This is a genomic window from Collimonas sp. PA-H2 (genome assembly GCF_002564105.1).
Taxonomy (GTDB): domain Bacteria; phylum Pseudomonadota; class Gammaproteobacteria; order Burkholderiales; family Burkholderiaceae_D; genus Collimonas.
In genome coordinates, this window is record NZ_PDBX01000001.1 from 2,529,991 (window position 1) to 2,547,001 (window position 17,011).

Consider the following 17,011-nt stretch of genomic DNA (forward strand, 5'->3'; position numbering starts at 1 on the left):
GGGGATAGTAGAACCAACATGCGCCCCCGCGGGCGCCGCAGGCAGCTTGCGGTTTTCCTGCTGACGGCGCTGCTGTCCCCTCTTGCGCTTGCTGCGGTCGAGCAAGCGCTGGATCGCTTTACCGCATCGCTCGAACACACTACCCCTAGCGGCGAGCTGGAATTCCTTGAGCTGCAGCAGCTGAATGTGGCCCTGATCCAGCCAGCCTCGCTGTATCCCGCCTTCGGCCGCTTTGCGCTGCCGGTCTTGTCCCAGATCTACCGTTTTCGCCGGCAATGCAGCGGCACGCTCGAAGGCGTGCCGGCGGCAACGCGCGAATTCGAACAAGCGGTGTGCGACCAGACCACACTGCCGGAAAGCTGGTTCGCCACTCATGCGATTCATCCGCTGGGTGGCAGCTACGCCTGGCATTACCTGACGCGCCATCCGCAAGCGGCGCCCATGTTGCAGCGCTATTTGCATGTGCGCGAACGCCTCGACGCTTTTGCCGGGCTCGGCCGCTTGTCGGACGACAACCTCGATGCGGTGGTCAGCGGCCAGCGTTGGTTGTTGCAACGCAATGTGCTTTGGTGGGAGCACGATCAGGTATGGCGGCGCTATGACGCCGATGTATGGCAGCCGCTGGCGCGCCAGGCCGATCTGCAGCTGCAGGCGGCCGGCCAGCGCTGCGATCTGGTGCTGGGCGCCATTTGCGCCAATAGCGTTTCCGCGATCGACAGATGGCGGGTCTGGATCTTGATGGCGGCCGCAGTGATGATCGTTTTCGCGCCTGGCAATATGTGGTGGCAACGCCGCCGGCGGCGCCAGCGCGAGCAATTCATCTTGCAGATGCTGACCCACGAATTGCGGACGCCGATAGCCAACCTGGGTAATATCGTCGAAGCATTCCGCCACGATTTCGATGCCCTGCCGGAGCGTGCGCAAACCGGCTTCGGCCGGCTTGCCGACGGTGTGCAGCGCATGCGCCAGCTGGCCGACGCCAGCCGCCATTATCTCAATGCCGACGACCAGCGTGAGATCCTGGAGGCGCCCACCTGGGTGTCGCTGAGCGAATGGCTGGGTGCGGTCGCCGGGCAGCGCCAGGGCTTGCAGCTCTGCATGGCGCAGGATCGCCAGCTGGCGTTGCCGCTGTACTGGATCAACCTGTGCCTGGATAATGTGCTGGACAATGCCTATCGTTACGGCGCGGCGCCGGTGCGTCTCTGCGCCAGCTGGAGCAAAGGCTGCTTGCGCCTGAGTGTGAGCGACGGCGGCGTGCTGGCAGAATACCGGCTGGCGCGCATGCAGCGCAGCGACCTGTCCGGTCCCGGCATGGGGCTCGGCCTGGCCATCGTCCGTCGCGTAATGAAGCGGCTCAAAGGAAAAATCCGCCTGAGCGGCCCTCCCACCACATTCACTTTGGAGTTGCCGTGTGAGTCACAATCCTAACGCATCGCTGCTGTTGATCGAAGATGACCCTGCCCTGGGCGCGGGTTTGCAGCAATTTCTGCAACAACAGGGTTTCACCTGCGTCTGGCTGCGCGATGCCGCTACGGTTGCGACCCGCTGGCGCCAGGCTGACCTGGTGATCCTGGACCGTCAGCTGACCGATGGCGACAGCCTGCGTTTCCTGCCGCAATGGCTGGCGCAGAAGGCCTTGCCGGTAATTGTCCTGACGGCGCGGATTGCCGTCAGCGACCGCGTCGCCGGACTGGAAGCCGGCGCCCGCGATTACCTCAGCAAGCCGTTTTCCCATGTCGAATTGCTGGCGCGGATCCGGGCCCAGCTGCGGCCGCTGGGCGAGGGCCAGCTGGAATCGGGCGCCTTGCAATTGTTCCCGGCGCGCCATGCCGTTCTGTGGCAGCAGCGGGAAGTCAGCTTGACCAACACCGAGTTCGCGCTGCTGGCGATGCTGGTGCGCATGGCCGGCCGCGTCTTCACGCGCGACGAACTGCTCAACCAGGTCTGGGGCTACCAGCACTTTCCATCGACCCGCACGGTCGATACGCATATCTTGCAGTTACGCCAGAAGCTCCCCGGCGTTCCTATCGAAACCGTGCGCGGCGTCGGTTATCGCCTGGAAAGGCTGGCATGAGACCAGGTTCCTGCCGCCTGGCCGTACTGAGCCTGCTGCTATGTTTCAGCGCCGGCGCGGCGCGCGCCGAACTGCCGGACACGCTGCTGGAACCGGTCTATCACGCTTTGCTGAGCGACAATGCGCCAGCCGCATGGCAGCAGTTGATAGCACGCTGGCCGAGGCTCAACAGCGAGACCCAGCGCGCCGCCTGGAAAGCCGGCCTGGGCGCGCTGATTTCGCGCCAGTGCGGCAACGATATCCCGGTCGTCGTGCCGGCCTGGCTGGATAGTCCGATCCTGGCGATGGTCCAGCGCGACATCCCGCTCAATCGTATCTATCTGGTCCAGCTGAGCGGCAAGAGCAGCCGCCGCGACTTGCGCGTCTCCTTGCTCATGCCCGACGGCGAAGCGCTGTTGACGGAGGCGCCGGCCAACTATGAGGCTGACGACGAGTTCAGGCTGGAAAGCAAGGAACTGGGCGAGCCTTTGCCGCCTGGCGTGTATCAGCTCAGTATCAGCTCGGGCGGCACAACCTGGCGTCAGCCGCTGGCGCTGCCGGGCAGCAGCGCGCTCAACTGGATCAGCCGCGAAAGCGGCGTCGTCAAGCTGCGCTTGCCGGAACATGAGACTGCCTGTCCGATACCGTGGGTGGAACAGATGCTGCTGCACCGGCCGGATTTCAACATGGTGTGGTGGCAGCGCGCCAATAAGCCGGACCAGCTGCAATGGCCGCACCGAAGCGATGCCGAGTCCTTGTGGACAGATATTTCCGTGATCCGCGCCGAAGCGCGCGGTGGCCTGACGGTACGGGTGACACACCGGCTGGGTGGCCCGCTGCAGGACAAAGGAAATTAAGTCTTCAACATGGCCGCTGTATTTTTACATTCCTCTGACAATCAAAGAATGTAATGCGTGGATACTAAGTTTCCACGGCTTAAATGATTTGACCTTGATGAAAAATCCCTCGTTTTATCGGCGCCTGCTATTGAGCACGGCATTGATGCTGGCCGCCTGTTACGCCCAGGCGGGCACGCTCACCATGCTGGAGAATCCGCGCTGGCGGGTGGCGCTCGATCCCGCCACGCTGGAGATCGAGGTCACCCCGGCCAAGGGGCCGGCCGTGCCGGTCTCCTCCGGCGTCGGCAGGCACCGGGTCTCCGACTTGCAAAGCACGGCCGCCACGGCCAGTTGGGAATGGAATGACGGCGCCTACCGGATCGCCGCCGAACTCGACGACGGCGACCTGAATTTGACCATACACGCCAGCACCGCCGGCGAACTGATGCTGCTCAGGCAGCCTGCAACGGCCATCGGCCGCGGTCTGATCCTGCCGTTGGCCGAAGGCCACTATGTCGCCCGCGACAGCAAGATCTGGCGCGATTTCCTCCTGCAGCAAATGGCCAGCCTGAACACCACGCAAGATCTTAGTCTGCCGCTGTGGGGGCTGGACCACGGTGATTTTTCATTGCACTGGATGATGACGAATCCTTTTAATAATCGGCTTGATTTCAATGCCGATCAGGACGGCAGTGGATTGGGGCTCAAGCTCAGCCATGAATTCACTTCCCTGTCGCCGGACACCCCGATGACGCTCACCCTGCATTTGGGAGGGGCCGATCTGCTTGCCGGCGCCAAGCGTTATCGCACATGGCTGATGACGGCGGGCCGCTTTGAATCGTTAAAGGAGAAGATCGGCAAAAGCCCGAGTGCGGTCAAGCTGATCGGCGCCTCGCATGCCTATCTGTGGGGTGCTGGACTGATTGCTGCCAAGGATGTCAGCAGCTGGCCGGCTTTTCTGGCGATTTTGCGCGGTAAGGAAGCGCTGGCAATCAATCTGCGCAAGCACTTCGATGCCGACAGCAGGAAGGTCTTGGCCGAAGCTGGCGCGAACCTCGGCAAATACCAGGAAACGGCATTGATCCGCGCTTTCAATGCCGCGCTTGACGCCATCGCCCGTGAAGCCTGGCAGACCGAGGCTCTCGATGTCCAGCGGCTGGCGAACCGCTATGGCGAATTGCGGCTGGAAGCGACGCAGGTGTTTGCGCGGGCGCTGACTGCCGATCCCGCAAACTGGGGTGGCGGTGTCTCCATCGCCACCATGGAACAGTTGCGCCAAGCGGGGCTGTCGCGCCTGTGGATTGGTCTCGGCGAGGGCTGGGAAGGCGGTTTGTGGCATCCGGAGGCGATTGCCGCCGGGGTCAAGGCTGGCTATCTGATCGGCCCCTACGATTCCTATGAAACGGCTTTGCCGCTTGGTTTCAATCCTGACTGGGCCACCGCGCATCTGGGCGGAAAGGCCTATCGCGAGTGCGCCATTGTGCTCAAGGATGGGAAGCTCAAATCAGGCTTCAATCAATCCGGCCATTACACCAATCCGGTCTGCATGCAGCCTCTGATGGAGGCCCGAGTGGCGGCTTTACAAGAAAAAACAGGATTTAACAGCTGGTTCCTGGATGCCTATGCAGCCGGCATGCTGTTTGACGATTATCGGCAGACTGCACCGATGACCATGGCAAGGAATGCCGAAGCCAACGCCGCCAGCACGCGCTGGATTTCTGAAAACAGGCAGATGCCGGCCGGTTCGGAAGACGGCAACGCGGTGACGGCGCAAGGCATATTCTTTGCCCATGGCATGCAGACGCCGGTGATAGGCTGGGGCGACAAGGAGATGTACAAGGACAAGAATTCTCCTTACTACCTCGGCAATTATTATCCGCCCGAAGAACCGAGCAATATGTTCAAGGCCGCGCCCTTGAAAGCGCTGTATCGCAGCATCTATTTCGATCCGGCTGCGCGCCTGCCTCTGTATCAGGCGGTATTCCATGATTCCGTCATCACCACCCATCACTGGGGCTTCGACAACCTCAAGCTGAACAATGTCGGCCGCGAAAATGAACTGGCGCAACTGCTGTACAACGTCCCTCCGCTGTTCCATCTGAGCGCAGGCGCCCTGGCCGCGCGCCTGCCGCAGATGCAGCGCCAGGATGCATTCTTCCGTCCCATGCATGAACGGCTGGCGTATCAGGCCCTGACAGGATTCCGCTGGCTCTCAGCCGATCGCCAGTTGCAGGAAACCCGTTTTGCCGACGGCACCTGGCAGGTGGCGAATTTCTCCGGCAAGCAGCAGGTTTTCAATGGACAGCGCTTCCCTGCCTACAGCGTGACGGCGAATACACCTGATGGCAAGACCACGGTTTTTGCCAGCGTCGTGAAGCACCATGGCCTGTAGCCAGGCTTGGATTTTTACTGATAACAGGCGTCGGACCGCTTCGGAAACGTGGCAGGTTCGCCGTTGAAGCATGGGAAGAGCATCATGTAATGCCCTGTCAGACTGCGGACCTCCGTCCGAACCTGGCCAATGCATTTCTGCAAATCGCTGCTCCTGCTGATCGCAGCCTGCATCGGCTTGCTGATTGTCGAAACGAAGAAGATCCTCGGTCCCGGTTGAGCTGCAGAAGCTTGCATAAGTTTTGTCATCTTCAGGTCATGCGCAGGTCACGTCGCGGACATATTTGGCAATAACAATGTAGGCTTTTTAACAATCTTGATTGTTTATTAATTCCAAGATTTTGATACCGAGGAAAGCATGCTTACAAGAAATAGTCGCGTGAAATATCGGGGCCTGGTCCTGGCGACGCTGGCCGTGGTTCTGCTGAACGCCTGCGGCGGCGGAGAATTGAATGCCGGCTCGCAGCCGGTCGTGATTGATTACAGCAAGCACAAGGCGCTGGTGATCGGCGTCGACGGCATGCAGTACGAGAAACTGCTGGAAGCCGTTGCCAACGGTCGGGCGCCGAATATCGCCAGTTTCGGCATCGCCAAGAGCTATATCGGCGGGGTGGCCGGCAGTGTCACGGAACAGGCGACTTATAGCGGCCCGGGCTGGACCACCATCCTCACGGGCGGCTGGGTCAACCGCCACAAGGTGACGTCCAACGATAGCAAGCTGCGCAGCCAGGCCGAAAGCATTTTCCAGCTGGTCAAGAATGCCGACGTCAGGCGCCGTACCGCCAGCATCGTCAGCTGGGACACTATCAACGACAACTTCGCGCGCGACATTGCCCTCGGCTATATCGATCGCGCCGAGAAGTGCAGCGAAGACGACCAATGCGTGGCGGACAAGGTCAGCGGCGCGCTGCGCTTCGGTGATTTCGATTTCATCTTCGCCCATTTTGACGAACCCGACCTGACCGGCCACGAGGTCGGCTTTACGCCTGCTTACCAGGCGGCGATCGAGACGGTCGACGCCCAGGTCGGCCAGTTGCTGACAGCGCTGCAGCAGCGCCAGCAAGATCATGCGGATGAAGACTGGCTGGTGATCGTCACTCCGGATCACGGCCGCGCCTTGCCGGATGGTCATAACCATGGCAATCAGACCTTAAGTGAAAAAACCACCTTCATCGCCATCAACAAGGCCGCCAATGCCCAGTTCAGCGCGCCGTTCTCCGATCCGGCCGACAAGGGCTTCAACGGTTTGTACGGCAATGCCACGCAGGCCGATATCGTACCCAGCGTCATGGCCCATATGGGCATCAGGCGCAATCCGGACAGCTATCGGATCGACGGCGTTCCCTTGATCGGCGAGCTGGGTGTGCGGCAGCTGACGGCGCAGGCCGACAAGCAGGCGCGCAGCGTCACGCTGCAGTGGCGCGTCTCGTCTGCGCCATCCGGCAAGCCGTTGACGATTTATCGCGACGGCAAACAGATAGCGCAGCTCAGCGATAGCGTGAACGAATACACCGACAGCGATTTGCAGGGATTTGAAGACGAGGTGGTCGACATCAATTACAGCGTGGTGCTCAACCAGGTTCCGGTGGCCTATCTGGCGCGCGCCGATCTTGGCCGGCCGACGCCGCTCAGTCCGGCGTTGCTGGATGGACTGGCGCACCTCCACCTGATGGAGAACGATTTGCTCGACCGTCGCGCCGGCCCGCCCATCGCTCCCTGGGAGAACGGCGTTGCGGCGAGCTTTGGCAGCGACGGACTGGGCGGCCTGGCGCTGTACAGCGACTCGGCCATCAGTGGCTACCGGCTGGAAGATACGGTGCTTTCCGCCAGCCCGCAGTTTTCCATCGGCTTCTGGTTCCGGTCCGGCGGCCAGCAAAGCGACACACCGATACTTGCCAACAAGGATTATGCCAACGGCAAGTTTTCCGGCATTGCCATTGCCCAGTGGGGCAACAGCATCCGTTTCAATTTTGGCGACGGTATTGCGCGCGCCGATCTGGATGGGCTGGGCTTCACTCCGGACCAATGGGTATATCTGGCGCTTGCCGTCGACGGCGCCAGCCGCACCGCGCAAGTGTATGTCGGCGACAGTGTGAGAGGTTTGCAGCAGGGCAGCGTCAACCTTGCTGGCCTGGATGTCGGCAAGCTGGCTGGCTTGCGCCGTTTCGGTTTGAACGAGGACGCAACCGGAAGCTATTTCAGCCGCGGTTACGGCGACAAGGGCAAGATGGATTTCAATGACCTGGCGATCTGGAACCGGGTGCTGACGAAAAAGGAAATCGCCGGCCTGTTCAGTTCAGGGCAGTCGCTGGCAAGCTTGAATCCATAGATCGCCCACGCCGTAACGCAGATCGGCTCATGCAGCGCCCGGGACGGCCTGTTGTTCTATTGCTTGGCAAGCCAGCCCAGCAAGGCTTTATGAAACTCCTCCGGCTTTTCCATCTGCGGCGCGTGGCCCAGGCCGGCGAATTCGATCAGGGTGGATTGCGGAATCAGCTTGGCGGCCTGCTTGCCGAGCACATTGTATTTTCCGATCCTTGCCTTCACATCCGGCGGCGCGATGTCGCCGCTGATCGCAGTCGTATCGGCATCGCCTATCAGCAGCAGGGTAGGCACCTTGAGATCCTTGAATTCATAGACCACAGGCTGGGTAAAGATCATGTCATAGATCAACGCCGAGTTCCACGCCACCAGCTTGCGGCCGGGGCCCTGGTAGAGGCCGGCCAGCATGTCTACCCAGCGCTCGTATTCCGGCTTCCAGTGGCCGACGTAATAGGTGTTGAATTCATACTTGCGCAGATCGTCCGCCTTGAAATTCAATTCCCGCTGGTACCACTGGTCCACCGAACGGTGCGGCACTCCGAGCGCCTTCCAGTCTTCCAGGCCGATCGGATTGACCATCACCATCTGCGCAACCTGCTCGGGATACAGCAAGGCGTAGCGCGTGGCCAGCATGCCGCCGGTGGAGTGGCCGATGACGGTCGCCTTGTGAATATCCAGATGTTCCAGCAGCGCATGGGTGTTGATGGCCAGCTGCTGGAAGGTATATTGATAATGCTCGGGTTTGCTGGAGGCGCAAAAGCCGATCTGGTCGGGCGCGATGACGCGGTAGCCGGCCGTGCTCAAGGCGCTGATGGTCTGCTCCCAGGTCGCGCCGCAGAAATTCTTCCCGTGCAGCAGCACCACGGTGCGGCCGTTGGCCGCGCCGGCCGCGGCCACATCCATATACGCCATCTGCAAGTGCTCGCCTTGCGATTCAAAGGCAAAGTGCTTTATTTCGTGGGGATAGGCGAAGCCTTGCAGTTCCTGGCCGTAGGCCGCTGCGGCCGTTGCTGCAGCCGCTGTTGCCGCTGGTGCTGCCGGTGCGGCAGCGGCGGCAAGGGATGTGCTCAGCAGCGCGCCGGCGAGACATAAGGAAAATGAAGTAGTCATGTTGTCTTTTGTTTAACGATGAATTGCGATATTACTCCCGGATCTCGGTCGGCGCCACGCCGGTCCAGCGCTTGAATGCGCGCCGGAAATTACGCACGTCCTTGAAGCCGGTTTCCGCCGCCACATCGGCCACTGAAAACTTCGAATGCGAGAGCAGTTCCAGCGCCCGCGATTTGCGCACCGATTCCAGCAGGCTCTGATAGGAGAAGCCGGCGTCGTTGAGGCGCCGGCGCAAAGTCCGTTCGCCGATATTCAGGGTCGAAGCGATGCTTTGCAAGCTCGGCAAATCCTTCAGGTTGTCGCGGATCGCGCGTTCAATGGTGGTCGACAGATCGATCTTTTCCTGTTCTACCGCCAGGTTCTCTTCGATCAGTTTAATGGCCGTCTTGGCTACCAGCGCGTCATAAGTCGGCAGCGGATAATTCATCCAGTTGACGTCGGTGATCAGGCGGTTGCGCGAGCAGCCGAAGCGTACCGGGCAACGGAAAATCGTATCGTAGATGGCGGCATGCGGCGGCGCCTGGTACACCAGTTCGATCGCACTCGGCGTGAACTGCGGGCCGACCAGGTGGCGCACGATGTTGACCATGCTGGAAAACGCTTCCTCGATCAGGAACATTTCGATATCCGGATCGTAGAACTGCGGATCGGCCAGGATCGCCACTTGCTGGCCCTGCAATTCCATGGCGATATGGATCAGCGAACCGGCGCCTTTCTGGTAATGGATGCCCATCTCGCTGGCTTCGCCCAAGGTGGCGCAGGTCATCATGCCGAAGCCCACCAGCCCCCACGACACCAGCGTCTGCCGGCTGCCCACCGCCAGCCCCAGCCCGGTATCGCCGATCAGCTTCTGGCCGCGGCGTATCATCATGCTGCCCTGGCGATAGGAAATCTTGAAGTTGGGCTGGTTCAGGTCGTCGACGCTGAAGCCGAGGCCGCGGCACAGCGAATCGCTGTCGTAGCCGCGCTCGTGCGCCACGATCGATAGGTAGCGCGGCGTCAGCGGATTGATCGATGCGGTGGAATAGCGCGGGTCGAGGCGTTCCGGTTTGGCGGTCGGTTTCATGCTTTTCATTGTGATCACAAGAACACAGCCTGTCCAGAGGAGATGCACATGCCGGACAATATTCTGTCCGTTTAAGACCCTTACGCCGTCCGTTTCGGCCCTCACTCCGCGCCGCTGACTTGGATACATTTGAGGCACGCAAAAGAATTCAATCACCAGCTTGTGTTCAGGAGAGAGTCTATGAGTGCTTCATCCGTTTCCAGCAATAACGCGACAGTGTGCATCATCGGCGGCGGCCCCGGCGGCCTCAGCGCCGCCCGCGCGCTGAAGCGGCAGGGCGTCAGCTACGAGCAGTTCGAGCGCCACAGCGATGTCGGCGGCATCTGGGACATGGACAACCCGGGCAGCCCGATGTACGAATCGGCCCATTTCATTTCATCGCGCGACCAGTCCGGCTACGCCGACTTCCCGATGCCAAAAGACTATCCCGACTACCCGACCAACCAGCAGATTGTCAGCTATGTAAGATCGTTCGCGCGCGCCTTTGGCCTGTACGACAACATCCGCTTCGGTGTTTCGGTGCGCAGCATAGACAAGCTGGCGGACGGCCGCTGGCAAGTGACGCTGGAGAACGGCGAGCAGCGCCGTTATGGCGCGGTGATCTGCGCCACCGGTTGCAACTGGGATCCCAGCCTGCCGGAAATCAAGGGCCAGTTCAACGGCGAGATCCGCCATTCCGTCACTTACAAGCGCGGCGAGGAATTCAAGGGCAAGCGCGTGATGGTGGTCGGCGCCGGCAATTCGGGCGCTGACATTTCCTGTGATGCCGCCACCTATGCCGATACCGCATTCATCAGCATGCGGCGCGGCTACCACTTCATCCCCAAGCACCTGTTCGGCGTGCCGTCCGACGAGTTTGCCGAAAAGGGTCCGCAGCTGCCGATGTGGCTGGAGCGCCCGGTGTTCAGCGGCATCCTCAAGATGATCACCGGCGATCTCACCCGCTTCGGCCTGCCGAAGCCGGACCACAAGCTGTTTGAAAGCCATCCGCTGATGAATACCCAGCTGCTGCATCATCTGCAGCATGGCAATATCGCCGTGCGGCCGGATGTCGAACGCTACGATGGCGACGAGGTGGTGTTCAAGGATGGCAGCCGCGAGCAGCTGGACCTGGTGCTGTACGCCACCGGTTATAAATGGAGCGCGCCTTACGCCGGCAGCTATTTCGAATGGCAGGGCGGACGGCCGCAGATGTATCTGTCGGTGTTCAACCGCGTGCACCACAACCTGTTCGGCATCGGCTATATCGAAACCAATTCCAGCGCCTTCAAGTTGTTCGACGCACAAGCTCACTTGATCGCCAGCTATCTGCGCGATCAGTTCGTCGAAGGCGCCGGACCGGAACGAGTGCGCGCCTTCGATGAACTGATCGCGCATGACGATCCCGATCTTTCCGGCGGCATCAAGTTCATCAAGTCGCAGCGCCATACCGTCTACCTGGAAGTGCATGCGCTCAAGCGCTACCTGAAGAAACTGCACAAGCGCATCGGCTGGCCGGCATTGCGGGATGGCGACTACGCGCAGATGCTCAAGCCGCAGCCGGAACAAACACCGCAACTCCAGAAAAATGCACTGAAGGAGGCGGCATGAAGCTCGGTCCGGAATTTGCCGGCCGGGTCGCCCTGCTGACCGGCGCCGCCGGCGGCATCGGCCGCGAGATCGCCAAGCGCCTGGACGATGCCGGCCTGCGGCTGGTCCTGTGCGATTTGAACCAGGCCGGCCTCGACGAACTGGCCGCCGGCCTCAAGGGCAAGCCGCTGCTGATTGCTGGCGACCTGTGCCGGCGCGACTTGCTGGAACAGATCCGCCAGCAAGTCGAGGAACAGTTCGGCCACCTGGATATCCTGCTCAACAACGCCGCCGTGGTGCGCACCGACCGTTTCGACGAATATGCGCTGGACCATATCGAAAGCGATTTGCAGATCAACCTGATCACGCCGCTGCTGCTGGCGCGCATCATGGTGCCGCTGCTGAAACTCGCGCCCGATCCGCGCATCATCAACACGATTTCGCTGGGCGGCGTCTTGCCGATGCCGGAGAGTCCGTTGTACAGTGCCAGCAAGTTCGGATTGCGCGGCGCCACCTTGTCGATTGCGGTGGATTTTGAAAAGAAGGGCATCAAGGTCGGCGGTATCCTGCCTTCTTCGGTGGATACCGCGCAGCTGCGGCATGAAGCCTTGACCGGCGGCAGCGCGCTCAACTTCATCGATCCGCCGCAAAGCCCCTCGCACGTGGCGGACGAGATGCTGCGGATGCTGCTGGATCCGCGCTACGAGCGTTACCCGAAAATGTCCGACGCCATGCTGGTCAGGCTGGCGATGCTGTTTCCGAACCGGATCGGCAAGATCATCAACTGGTTTGAAAAGAAGGGCCAGGCCGGCCGCAAGCGCTATCTGGAAGAGCGCGGCCTGACCAGCCAGGTGGTGCGCTGGTAGCAGTCAAAAGGTAGCACCAGAAAACCAAGGAGGCCGAATTCCGCGATAGACGGATGGTCGCCGACGCAGGATGAGCTATCCCGCTGTACCAATATAAAACACCCGTCCAAGGGAGATGACGACATGGCTTCAAGCGCAGCGCCCGCTACTGTTCAGGCCCCATCCATGCATGCCGCCGCCGGCAAGCCGCTGTCGCCGGCAGCGCCGGGGCGGCGCGAAATGCTGCGCCTGGCGATCGTCTATGCGGTAGCCATCAACGGTACTATCCTGACGCCTTTCATCGTTGCCACCCTGATGCTGCGCTTCGGCCTGGATGAGGGCCAGGCCACCATGATGACCGGCTTTGAAATGCTGGGCATGGCGCTCAGCTGCATGCTGCTGCCGCACTTGGTAGCACGGCATGCCAGCCGCTTTGCCTGGCTCGGCATGCTGGGGACTGTGGCGATGCAGGCCGCCAGTGCGCTGCTGGCGACGGCGCAGGCAGTCGGCATGGCGCGCGGCATGGCCGGCGTGTTCGAAGGCATGCTCTTCATGCTGGTGGCGGCCAGGGTCGCCAACCAGCCATCCGCCGAGCGCATCTGGGGCGTGATCGTGCTGGTGGCCGGCTTGGTCAACGGCGCGCTGCTGATCGGCATTTCCTACCTGCCGGAACGCTGGGCGGCGCAGTGGCTGTTCCTGGCGCTGGCCATGCTGGCGCTGTGCGCCGCGCCAGTGCTGCTGCAAGCCGGCCGCGCCATCGTCCATGACGGCCGCGCCGTAAAAAAGACATCCGCCGGCGCCTTGCCATGGCTGCGCATAGGCGCCGTCTGGCTGCTCACCATCCTGATCTATGGCGTGCAGGCCGGCCAGTGGGCGGTGACCGAGCTGGCCGGGCAGCATGCCGGACTGGCAACTTCGACCATCGGCATCCTGTTGTCGATTTCTTCCTTTCTCGGTTTCCTCGGCTGCATCGCCTCTTCCTGGCGCGGCAGCCACCAGCATCGGCGCGTGATTATCGTGGCGGCGCTGCTGCTGATGATGGTGTCGGTGATGTGGTTCTTCTCGGCCCGCAGCGGCGCCGCTTATTTCAGCAGCCAGCTGCTGCTGAATATCGGCTTCTACGCGCTGACTCCCTTCCTTACCGGCCTGCTGTCCGAGATCGACAGCGACGGCTCGCTGGTGTCGCGTACCGTGGTAGTGACGCTGGCCGGCGTGGCGTTCGGCACCACCGCGGCCGGCTGGCTGCTGAGCGCCCTCGGCGCCGAGCGCTTCGGCATGGTGCTGGGAGCCGTGGTGCTGCTGGGCATTCCGCTGGTGGCGATCGCCTTTGCCCCAGCCACCCGCCGCACCGCCGCCGCCAAGTGAACTGCGCTTTCTAAATTTTTGTGCTTTGACCTGCGAGGAGATATAAAAATGAAAATGCACCCGATCAAACCGAAAGCTTCGCTGCTAATGCTCTCCATCGCCTGCCTGCTGGCGCCGCTGGTATGGGCGCAGCAAGCTTCGAAACTGGGCGCCGAGCTGACCCCGGTAGGCGCCGAAAAAGCCGGCAGCAAGGATGGCGTGATCCCGGCCTGGAGCGGCGGTGACGTCAATCCGCAAGGTGGCTACAAGGCCGGCCAGCCGCGGCCCGATCCGTATGCGGCCGACAAGACGCTGTATTCGATCAATGCCGCCAATGTCGATAAATATGCCGCCAAGCTGTCGCCCGGCCAGGTGCAGCTGATCAAGAGCATCAAGGGCTATCGCGTGGATGTGTATCCGACGCATCGTTCCTGCGGCTATCCGGAGGTGGTCTACCAGCGCAGCAAGGAAAATGTCGGTTTCGCCAAGCTGGCCGCCAACGGCTACGAACTGGCGGAAGCCAAGACCGCCGGCTACCCGTTCCCGATGCCGGCCAGCGGCGTCGAAGCCATGTGGAACTTCAAGATGCGCTACCAGGGCGAGGGCCTGACCTGGGCCTACTCCACGGTGGTGCCGCCGAAAGGCGGCAGCGACATCGGCCAGCCGCTGGTGCAGGAGGACTACATCATGTTCCCGCTGTCGGAGCCGAAGAACAATAATATCGCCGGCGCAAAGGGGGTCGAGTCGCTCTACCTCAGTCCGTATATCGCACCGGCCCAGTTTGCCGGCGACGTCACCTTGTCGCACGCCTATATCGGCAAACCGAATGATATCTGGCTGTACTTCGCCAGCCAGCGCCGGGTGCGGCGCGCGCCGACCTATTCCTACGATGCTCCCATCCTCAACGATGAAAACCTGGAAACCATCGATCAGTACACCATGTACAACGGCCCGCTGGACCGCTACGACTACAAGCTGGCCGGCAAGAAGGAAATGATCGTTCCCTACAACTGGAACAAGCTCAATTCGGTGCAGGCTAAGATCGGCGACGTCGTGCAGCCGACTTTCCTCAGCCGCGACCTGGCGCGCTACGAAACCCACCGCGTGTGGGAAATCGAAGCCACCGTCAAGCAGGGCGCGCGCCATACCTTCCCCAAGCGGACCTTTTATCTGGATGAAGATTCCTGGCAAATCCTGGTGCAGGATCTGTACGACGGCCAGGGCAAGGTCCAGCGCGTGATGGAAAGCGGGGTGGTGATGGCGACCGAGCTGCCGGCTTGCGTGCAGGAAGCCTATGCCAGCCATGACCTGGCGCTGGGACGCTACATCGCCGAACGGATCCCGGCCGGGCAAAAGCAGTCCGACTGGCTGGCCGGCCGCGATGGCCGGGTCAAGGAATCGATGTTCGAGCCTGACGGCCTGCGCCGCTTCGCTACTCGCTGACAGCCATGGCGGTAGCCGCACGGCTGGCCGCCGCCAATAAAAATCGCGCAGTTTGTTCGGATCCCGGGGAGAGACAGGAATGAAGAAGATGGCGAACAGGAAGAAGGGCCGCTTGTGCAGTTTCCGGCCTGGCATGGCAGTGGCTTTGGTTTGGGGCAGTTCGACGGTGTTCAGCCATGCGGCCAGGGCGGAGCAGTTTGATCTCGGCAACGGCTTGAGCGGCAGTTTCGATTCTTCGGTTTCCTTCGGCGTCGGCGTACGCACCTCCAGTCCCAACTGCAGCTTCATCGGCCAGGACAACGGCGGCTGCGCCAGCAGCGGCCAGGTCGACATCGCGCGCCGCGATCCGCTCAATTTCAACCAGTCCTACGACCTGACCCGGCTCAACCAGGACAACGGCAACCTCAACTATAAAAGCGGGCAGGTGTTTTCGGCTGCCCTGCGCGGTGTGCACGATCTGTACCTGAAGGCGCCGGACGGCTGGAGCGGCCTGATGCGCGCCGCCTGGTCCTACGACTTCGCCGCCGACCGCACCGGTTACGCCGATCTGGAACCGGACGCCCGTAGCCATGCAGTGCACGACATCCGCCTGCTGGATGCCTATGTCAACAAGGAATTCGAGATCGACCAGCATCCGGTGCGGGTGCGGGTCGGCAACCAGGTGATCAGCTGGGGCGAAGACATTTTTATTCCCGGCGGGATCAATTCGATCAACTCCATCGACGTCCGGCGCGCACACAGTCCGGGCGTCCAGCTCAAGGAAATATTCCGGCCGGCGCCTATCCTCTCGCTCAACGCCGAAGTGGCAAAAGGCTTGAGCGTGGAAGGCTATTATCAGACCCGCTGGAACGGCTATGAATTCGATCCGGTTGGCACCTTCTTTTCCACCAGCGATATCGTCGGACGCGGCTCCAGCGGCGCCTTCCTGCCGACCTCGCTGGTCAATTCCGTCACCGGTCCGCTCGGTCTACCGCCGGCGCCGCCGGGCACGGTCGGCGATACCGGCACCCGCATCATCGGCGTCAATCCGAGCACCGGACTGCCGTTCAACCGTCAGTTGACAGCGGGCGAGCTGGCCGATCCCAATCTCAATCCGCTGTATGGCCCGTTGGTCCACAGCGGCAGCGTGATCCCGCGCGGCATCGATCATAATCCGAGGAACAGCGGCCAGTTCGGCCTGTCCACGCGCTACACCTTTCCCGACAGCGGCGACGAGCTGGCCTTGTACTACGTGCGCTATCACGACAAGATCCCGTTCGCCAGCATCCGCGTCAACCAGGGCACTAGCGCCAATCCCTTCGGCTGGCAGGATATCTATCTGGACTACGCTGAAGACCGCAACCTGTTCGGCGTCTCCTACAACACCCGCGCCGGCGACTGGGCTTTTGGCACGGAACTGTCGTTCCGGCCGAAGGAAAGCATTCCGATCGATCCGACCATCGTCGCCAATCCGGCCAATCCGTATTACTGCAACGCCGACCTCAATCCGGTCAATTACCGTCCTACCGGCTATGTCTGCCGCGGCGCGGTCGACCAGAAGAAGTACCAGTTCCACCTGACCGCCCTGAATATCTTCACCCCGGGCGGCAGTTTCGGTGGCCTGCTGCGGGCGCTAGGCGCGACCGAGGGCTCGTTCACTTCCGAGGTGGCGGCGGCCTACTATCCAGATCTCGATCTCAACCAGGGAATTCCGTATTCGGTCACCTCCGATTACCGGGTGCCGACCAAGCTGTCCAGCGGCCTGGTGGCGCAGATCGGCGTCAACTATCCAGCCGCGTTCGGCGGCCAGGCTTCTTATGCGCCAGACCTGTCGCTGTCGTATGGCATGTCCGGCGTGTCGGCCAGCGCCTTGCCTGGTTTCATCCAGGGAGCGGGCGCCGTGGTGGTTGGCCTGACCGTCGATTTCAAGACCAAGCCGGCTACCAAGATGCGGGTCGACTACACCCACAATTACGGTGGCGGCCAGTCCAACCTGATGCGCGACCGCGACTTCGCCACTTTCAGTTTCACGACTTCGTTCTGACCAGGG

At 61.6% G+C, this 17,011-nt stretch carries 12 protein-coding genes; 10 read left to right on the top strand and 2 right to left on the bottom strand.

All coding sequences use genetic code 11. The features are described from left to right. The first annotated feature begins 18 nt into the window (after window positions 1-18). From BCF11_RS11560 to BCF11_RS11580, 5 genes are all read left to right on the top strand, one after another. Window positions 19-1,428: a DUF3404 domain-containing protein gene (locus tag BCF11_RS11560; protein ID WP_098494875.1), complete on the top strand. Its 1,410-nt coding sequence runs from the start codon at window positions 19-21 to the stop codon at window positions 1,426-1,428. Continuing rightward, window positions 1,412-2,074, top strand: coding sequence for a response regulator transcription factor (locus tag BCF11_RS11565; protein WP_199110832.1), 663 nt, complete (start codon window positions 1,412-1,414; stop codon window positions 2,072-2,074). The genes BCF11_RS11560 and BCF11_RS11565 overlap by 17 nt, the downstream gene beginning before the upstream one ends. After that, window positions 2,071-2,910: a DUF2861 family protein gene (locus BCF11_RS11570; RefSeq protein WP_098494876.1), complete on the top strand. Its 840-nt coding sequence runs from the start codon at window positions 2,071-2,073 to the stop codon at window positions 2,908-2,910. Before BCF11_RS11565 ends, BCF11_RS11570 begins: the two co-directional genes overlap by 4 nt. A 97-nt stretch (window positions 2,911-3,007) precedes the next feature. Next, complete coding sequence (locus BCF11_RS11575) at window positions 3,008-5,284, top strand: glycoside hydrolase (protein ID WP_098497456.1); 2,277 nt, start codon at window positions 3,008-3,010, stop codon at window positions 5,282-5,284. Window positions 5,285-5,662: 378 nt separating this feature from the next. Further along, window positions 5,663-7,612: an alkaline phosphatase family protein gene (locus BCF11_RS11580; protein ID WP_233212450.1), complete on the top strand. Its 1,950-nt coding sequence runs from the start codon at window positions 5,663-5,665 to the stop codon at window positions 7,610-7,612. A gap of 56 nt (window positions 7,613-7,668) precedes the next feature. On the opposite strand, the gene BCF11_RS11585 is transcribed toward BCF11_RS11580, so the two are convergent. Next, complete coding sequence (locus tag BCF11_RS11585) at window positions 7,669-8,715, bottom strand: alpha/beta fold hydrolase (RefSeq protein ID WP_098494878.1); 1,047 nt, start codon at window positions 8,713-8,715, stop codon at window positions 7,669-7,671. A gap of 31 nt (window positions 8,716-8,746) precedes the next feature. Continuing rightward, a complete protein-coding gene (locus BCF11_RS11590) occupies window positions 8,747-9,781 on the bottom strand; it encodes an AraC family transcriptional regulator (RefSeq protein WP_158229181.1) in 1,035 nt (344 codons plus the stop codon). A 180-nt stretch (window positions 9,782-9,961) separates the two neighbouring features. On the opposite strand from BCF11_RS11590, the gene BCF11_RS11595 reads away from it, so the two are divergent. The 5 genes from BCF11_RS11595 to BCF11_RS11615 all read left to right on the top strand — a co-directional run bounded on the left by BCF11_RS11595 (window position 9,962) and on the right by BCF11_RS11615 (window position 17,005). Further along, the gene (locus tag BCF11_RS11595) at window positions 9,962-11,371 is read left to right on the top strand and encodes an NAD(P)/FAD-dependent oxidoreductase (protein WP_098494880.1); all 1,410 of its coding nucleotides are present in this window, start codon (window positions 9,962-9,964) and stop codon (window positions 11,369-11,371) included. Continuing rightward, window positions 11,368-12,216, top strand: coding sequence for an SDR family oxidoreductase (locus BCF11_RS11600; protein WP_098494881.1), 849 nt, complete (start codon window positions 11,368-11,370; stop codon window positions 12,214-12,216). The genes BCF11_RS11595 and BCF11_RS11600 overlap by 4 nt, the downstream gene beginning before the upstream one ends. Window positions 12,217-12,339: 123 nt before the next feature. Further along, window positions 12,340-13,560 carry an MFS transporter gene (locus BCF11_RS11605; RefSeq protein WP_143751310.1) on the top strand — a complete coding sequence of 407 codons (1,221 nt, stop codon included), beginning with the start codon at window positions 12,340-12,342 and terminating at the stop codon, window positions 13,558-13,560. A gap of 48 nt (window positions 13,561-13,608) precedes the next feature. After that, window positions 13,609-14,982: a DUF1329 domain-containing protein gene (locus BCF11_RS11610; protein WP_233212451.1), complete on the top strand. Its 1,374-nt coding sequence runs from the start codon at window positions 13,609-13,611 to the stop codon at window positions 14,980-14,982. 79 nt (window positions 14,983-15,061) lie between these two features. Beyond that, a complete protein-coding gene (locus tag BCF11_RS11615) occupies window positions 15,062-17,005 on the top strand; it encodes a DUF1302 domain-containing protein (RefSeq protein WP_098494883.1) in 1,944 nt (647 codons plus the stop codon). The last annotated feature ends 6 nt before the right edge of the window (window positions 17,006-17,011 follow it).